The sequence below is a fragment of the Limnohabitans sp. 2KL-17 genome (assembly GCF_003063415.1).
In the GTDB taxonomy this organism is placed as follows: Bacteria; Pseudomonadota; Gammaproteobacteria; order Burkholderiales; family Burkholderiaceae_C; genus Limnohabitans_A.
Genome location: NZ_NESK01000056.1, coordinates 1 through 4,738 on the forward strand (window position 1 = coordinate 1; position 4,738 = coordinate 4,738).

Below are 4,738 nucleotides of genomic sequence, written 5' to 3' on the forward strand. Positions count from 1 at the left end.
GGTGGGCCACATGGCGCAGGTGATGGTGCGGGGGCTGGAGAAAGTCGATCAGATGTTTGTGCTGACGATGACCGCCTATAACCTCACGCGCATGCGCACCTTGGGGCAAATCCGTCAGCAGGGGGCGTGAGGGGCAGAAAAAGCCCCGAAATGGGCTTACAAGTGGGCCAAGGCGAACAAAAAACGAAGGGAATATCAGAATGCGAAAGGAAAATCAAAAAAATCAAAACCATGCGGGGCGAAATTGCGCTCGCGAATGGGGTATTTCAGCAGCCTGTTAAGGCTATTTACAACAAAATATCCAAGCCGCTCAAACAAAAACTTCTGGTCAGGCTGCGCTTGAGCCAGTGACGACTCCACACACGCCGTCACCACTTTCAGGCTGTCTGGGTTGAGGATTTGCAAAGAGTATTTGCCGCCAGCGTCATGATGCGCTTCGGCAAACAAGCGGTCGTACAGGCGCAGATATGAGTTCTGGCGAAGAGGCTTGAGTGCCCTAGGCATGTGAGATGCAGTCAATTGTTCGGGTCCATTGCGTAGCGCCGTTTAGCGATGTCGTGTGCGCTGGATGTTAACCCGTTGAATGAGTTTTTAAATGCACTATTGAGTTTTAAATTAATTTTAAAGAATCAATAAAATCGATTTTTTATCGAATTTTTCAAATTTCGCAATAGCCTGACCCGATCAGGTGCTGGGCTGTGATCTAGCCCAGCACCGGCTGTGGCGTCACTTACCCCAGCTGTCCTTCAACCCCGTCACCCGGTTAAACACCGGTTTCGTCCCAGCCACATGGTCAGCCCGATCCGCCACAAAGTACCCAAAGCGCTCAAACTGAAACTTCTGGTCCGGCTGCGCTTTTGCCAGTGATGGCTCCACATACGCGGTCACCACTTTCAGGCTTTCGGGGTTGAGTGATAGCAAGAAGTCTTTGCCGCCTGCATCGGGTTGTGCGTCCATGAACAGGCGGTCGTACAAGCGCACTTGCGCCTCTACGCCGTCGGCGACGCTCACCCAGGTGATGGCGGCTTTGGCTTTGACGCTGTCGGCGCCGGGCGTGCCGCTCTTGGTGCCGGGGATCACTTTGGCTTGCACTTCGGTCACGCGTCCTGCCGCGTCGCGCACGCAGCCGGTGCATTCGATCACGTAGCCGCCCTTCAGGCGCACCACGTTGCCGGGGAACAATCTTTTGTAGCCCTTGGGCGGCACTTCTTCAAAGTCTTCGCGCTCGATCCAGACCTCTTTGCCGATCTTGAAGCGGCGGTCTGCTGGGGGTGTTTGCCCTTCTGCGATGGCGCTGTGGGGCAGGGCGGGTTGGCTGCAGTCCTCCAGGTAGCCATCGCTGCCAAAGGCTTCGGCCCAGTTGGTCAGCACCAGCTTTACGGGGTCGAGCACGGCCATGCCGCGGTGGGCTTTGTTTTCCAGGTCTTCGCGCAGGCAGCCTTCAAGCGTGCTGTAGTCAATCCAGCTGTCGCTTTTGGTCACGCCAATGCGGTCGGCAAACAGGCGCAGGCTCTCCGGCGTGTAGCCTCGGCGGCGCAGGCCCACGATGGTGGGCATGCGCGGGTCGTCCCAGCCACTCACTTTGCCTTCATTCACCAGTTGCGCTAGCTTGCGTTTGCTGGTGATCACATAGGTCAGGTTCAGGCGGGCAAATTCGTATTGTTTGGGGCTGGGTGCGGCCAGCAGGCCGCCCACTACCCGCCCGTCGGGGAGTGTCCGAGGCTCGCACAGGCGCTCCATCAACCAGTCGTAAAACGGGCGCTGGTCTTCAAACTCCAACGTACACAGGCTGTGGGTGATTTGCTCCAGCGCGTCTTCGATCGGATGGGCAAAGGTGTACATCGGGTAGATGCACCATTTGTCGCCGGTGTTGTGGTGGGTGGCGCGGCGAATGCGGTAAATGGCGGGGTCGCGCAGGTTGATGTTGGGCGAGGCCATGTCGATCTTGGCGCGCAGCACGGCGGCGCCATCAGGCAGCTTGGCATCGCGCATTTCGCGGAAGCGCGCCAGGTTTTCTGCCACGGAGCGGCTGCGAAAGGGGCTGTCCACACCGGGCTTGCCAAAGTCGCCCCGGTTGGCGCGCATGTCTTCGGCGCTTTGCTCGTCTACATACGCATGGCCGGCTTCGATCAGCGCCTCGGCGGCGCGGTACATGAAGTCGAAGTAGTCGCTGGCCTGGTAGGGCGCAGCGCTGCCGTCACGGGATGCGGCTGCGCCTTGGGCTTGGCCCACGGCTTGGTCCATTTGGGCCCAGTCAAACCCGAGCCACTTCACGGCGTCAATGATGGAATTGACGTACTCGGTGTCTTCCTTCTCGGGGTTGGTGTCGTCAAAGCGCAGATGGCAGACGCCACCGTATTCCTTGGCCAGCCCAAAGTTGATGCAAATGCTTTTGGCATGGCCCACATGCAAGTAGCCGTTGGGCTCGGGTGGAAAGCGGGTGCGGATCTTGGCCGGATCGGGTTGGCCTGCAGCATGGTGCGCGGCGTCGCCAGGGCTGCCGGCCCAGCGGCGGCTGGCATAGGTGCCTTTGGCCAGGTCGCTTTCGATGATCTGGCGCAGGAAGTTGCTGACTTTGTGTTCAGCGGCAGCGGTTGCGGTGGCTTTGTCGGTGGGAGAGGTCATAGCGCTTGATTTTAGGGGGTGCAGGCGCTGCGTTTGGGCTGTTTCTGTCAGCTTACTTCCCCCAGCTGCGCAATGGGCAAAGCTGGAGGCAGACCACCGAGGTGAAGGTGCTGCTTGCGCCGCGCCAAGTCAACCCATCTCATCTCATCTCATCGGCTTAACGAGGTTTGTCGGCATCTTTGTTGTAGCGGGGCGAGCGTGGTCCGTGTAGCAGGCCATGAAGGCGCCCCGCCGACAGCAAGCGCTGACTGGCCATACCTGCCATGGGGTGGCTTTGGTCGGTGACGGAGCCTACGATTTGCTTGACGATGGCCGTGATGAGCATGCCTGCTAAGCCGTCTTGGTTTTGATTTTGCTGCTCAGCGGTGCTGGCCGAGGCATTGCCGGTCCAAAGTACTTTGTCGGTTTTCAGGTCGACCAAGCGGGCTTCTGCCGTGACGGTGGTGTTGCTGTCCAGCACTTGGTAGACCGTGCCGTATTTGGTCATGGTGATGTAGAGCGCTGCATCGGCACCAAAAATTTCGCGCAGTTTGGCAGTGGGCAGTTCGTGTGCGTCTTGAGCCTGGGTGACGCCGTTTTCTTTCAAGGTTTCGTCAACCAGCGAGACGGGCAACACGTAGTAACCCGATTCGGCAAGCGGGAACGTCACCTGGGCCAGCATGCTGTAGGGCGCACGGACTTCGGGAGTTTTGTTGATAGGGGGCAGCACCAAGATTGACTTGGGGTCGCTGAGTTTGTATTCGGTGTAGTCGTAGGGCGCTGGCGCTTTGGTGGCGCAGCCACTGAGCACCACCACGGCCAACGCAGCGGCCAAGAGTTTGAGGGAGTTTTTCATGTCTGGTGCTGGGCTCAGTTGGATTTGAATTTGCGCAGCAAGAAATCCACAAAGGTTTCAGACTCTGGGAATTGGACTTTTTCGGCTTGCAGGTGTTGCTGGAAGCGGGCCATGTCGCCTTGCTTGCCATGCAGTAAGGCCAGGTGGGCCTGGTAACCCGGTGGGAGGGCTTGGCCTGCGGCGCGCATTTTTTGAAGGTCGTCTTCCATCCGCTTGGCCTGGGTGTCCAGACTTTCGCTGTCTGCGCGAAAGTAGGTGTCGAGGTTTTTTTCGTAGCCGCTCCAGCCATAGAGCAAGGGTGGGGCCTTGTTGGCACAGCCCGTCAGGGTCAGCACGGTGACCAGTAGGGCCAGGGTTTTGCGGCAGGCAGGCATGCGTTGGGCCGGTTGTGTGTGTGTGCTCATGGGGCTGTTCACAGGGCCGGACGCCACGCGCCTTTTTCGATGCCACTGACCAAGTTGTTCACGGCGTCGCGGATGGCCAGGTCGAGCACCTTGCCGTTCAAGGTGGCGTCATAGCCTGCGGTGCTGCCAAAGCCAATGACTTCGCGCTCGGACAGGCTGTATTCGCCCGCGCCTTGAGAGGAGTAAACCACTTCGGAGGTGAGGGTGTTGACAATGTTGAGGTTGACTTTGGCGTAAGCAATTTGTGTTTTGCCGCGGCCCAGGATGCCAAACAGCTGGCGATCGCCCACGTCTTTGCGACCAAACTCTGTCACGTCACCTGTGACCACGTAGTCGGCACCTTTGATGTTTTGGCTTTGTTTTTTGAACTCGGCTTCTTGTTTGATCTCGCTCATGACCGAACGGTCGAGCACATTGAAGCGCAGGCTTTGCTGCAGGTGAGTGACCAGGATGGTTTGTGCCTGGCTGCCCATGCGGTCTTCGCTGTTGGAGAATACCCCGCGCATGAAGGACGAGCGGTTGTCAAACTTGCCCACCGACACGGGTATGCGAACGCCCACATGAGGGCGAGCTGCTGATTCCACTTTTTGAATGGGCAGGGTGCGTGATTCTTCCTGGACGCAAGCGGTCAAGGTCATTGTGGCCAGTGAAAGAAGTAAGAGTTTTTTCATGTCAGTAATTTCTGTGTAAACCCTAAATTGTATTTTTAAAACTTAAATACTTAAATAATTTTTAAATTTTATTTAACAGGCTGCTGAAATACTCCCATGTTTAGGTCCACGCCGAGCCCCTGAGAAACGTTAATTGTTGAGCAACTACACGGACACATGATGCGCGGCGCTGACACCTTCACCGAGAGCCTTTTCACGATGCG

The 4,738-nt window shown here is 57.5% G+C and carries 4 protein-coding genes and 2 pseudogenes; 1 reads left to right on the forward strand and 5 read right to left on the reverse strand.

The window, feature by feature from the left end; genetic code table 11:
* Positions 1-130: pseudogene (locus tag B9Z45_RS16415) on the forward strand (IS5/IS1182 family transposase); the annotation flags it as partial.
* Positions 131-195: 65 nt separating this feature from the next.
* Here the strand turns inward: B9Z45_RS16415 and B9Z45_RS16420 are convergent.
* The 5 genes and pseudogenes from B9Z45_RS16420 to B9Z45_RS16440 all read right to left on the reverse strand — a co-directional run.
* Positions 196-465: pseudogene (locus B9Z45_RS16420) on the reverse strand (hypothetical protein); the annotation flags it as partial.
* A gap of 261 nt (positions 466-726) precedes the next feature.
* Positions 727-2,625, reverse strand: a complete 1,899-nt coding sequence (locus B9Z45_RS16425) for a glutamine--tRNA ligase/YqeY domain fusion protein (protein WP_108408274.1) — start codon at positions 2,623-2,625, stop codon at positions 727-729.
* 157 nt (positions 2,626-2,782) lie between these two features.
* Entirely contained in the window at positions 2,783-3,460 is a 678-nt protein-coding gene (locus B9Z45_RS16430; protein ID WP_108408275.1) for a DUF799 domain-containing protein, read from the reverse strand.
* Positions 3,461-3,474: 14 nt separating this feature from the next.
* On the reverse strand, positions 3,475-3,864 hold the full coding sequence (locus B9Z45_RS16435; RefSeq protein WP_233252246.1) for a DUF4810 domain-containing protein: 390 nt from the start codon (positions 3,862-3,864) through the stop codon (positions 3,475-3,477).
* A gap of 8 nt (positions 3,865-3,872) precedes the next feature.
* A complete protein-coding gene (locus B9Z45_RS16440; RefSeq protein ID WP_108408277.1) occupies positions 3,873-4,535 on the reverse strand; it encodes a CsgG/HfaB family protein in 663 nt (220 codons plus the stop codon).
* Between the last annotated feature and the right edge of the window lie 203 nt (positions 4,536-4,738).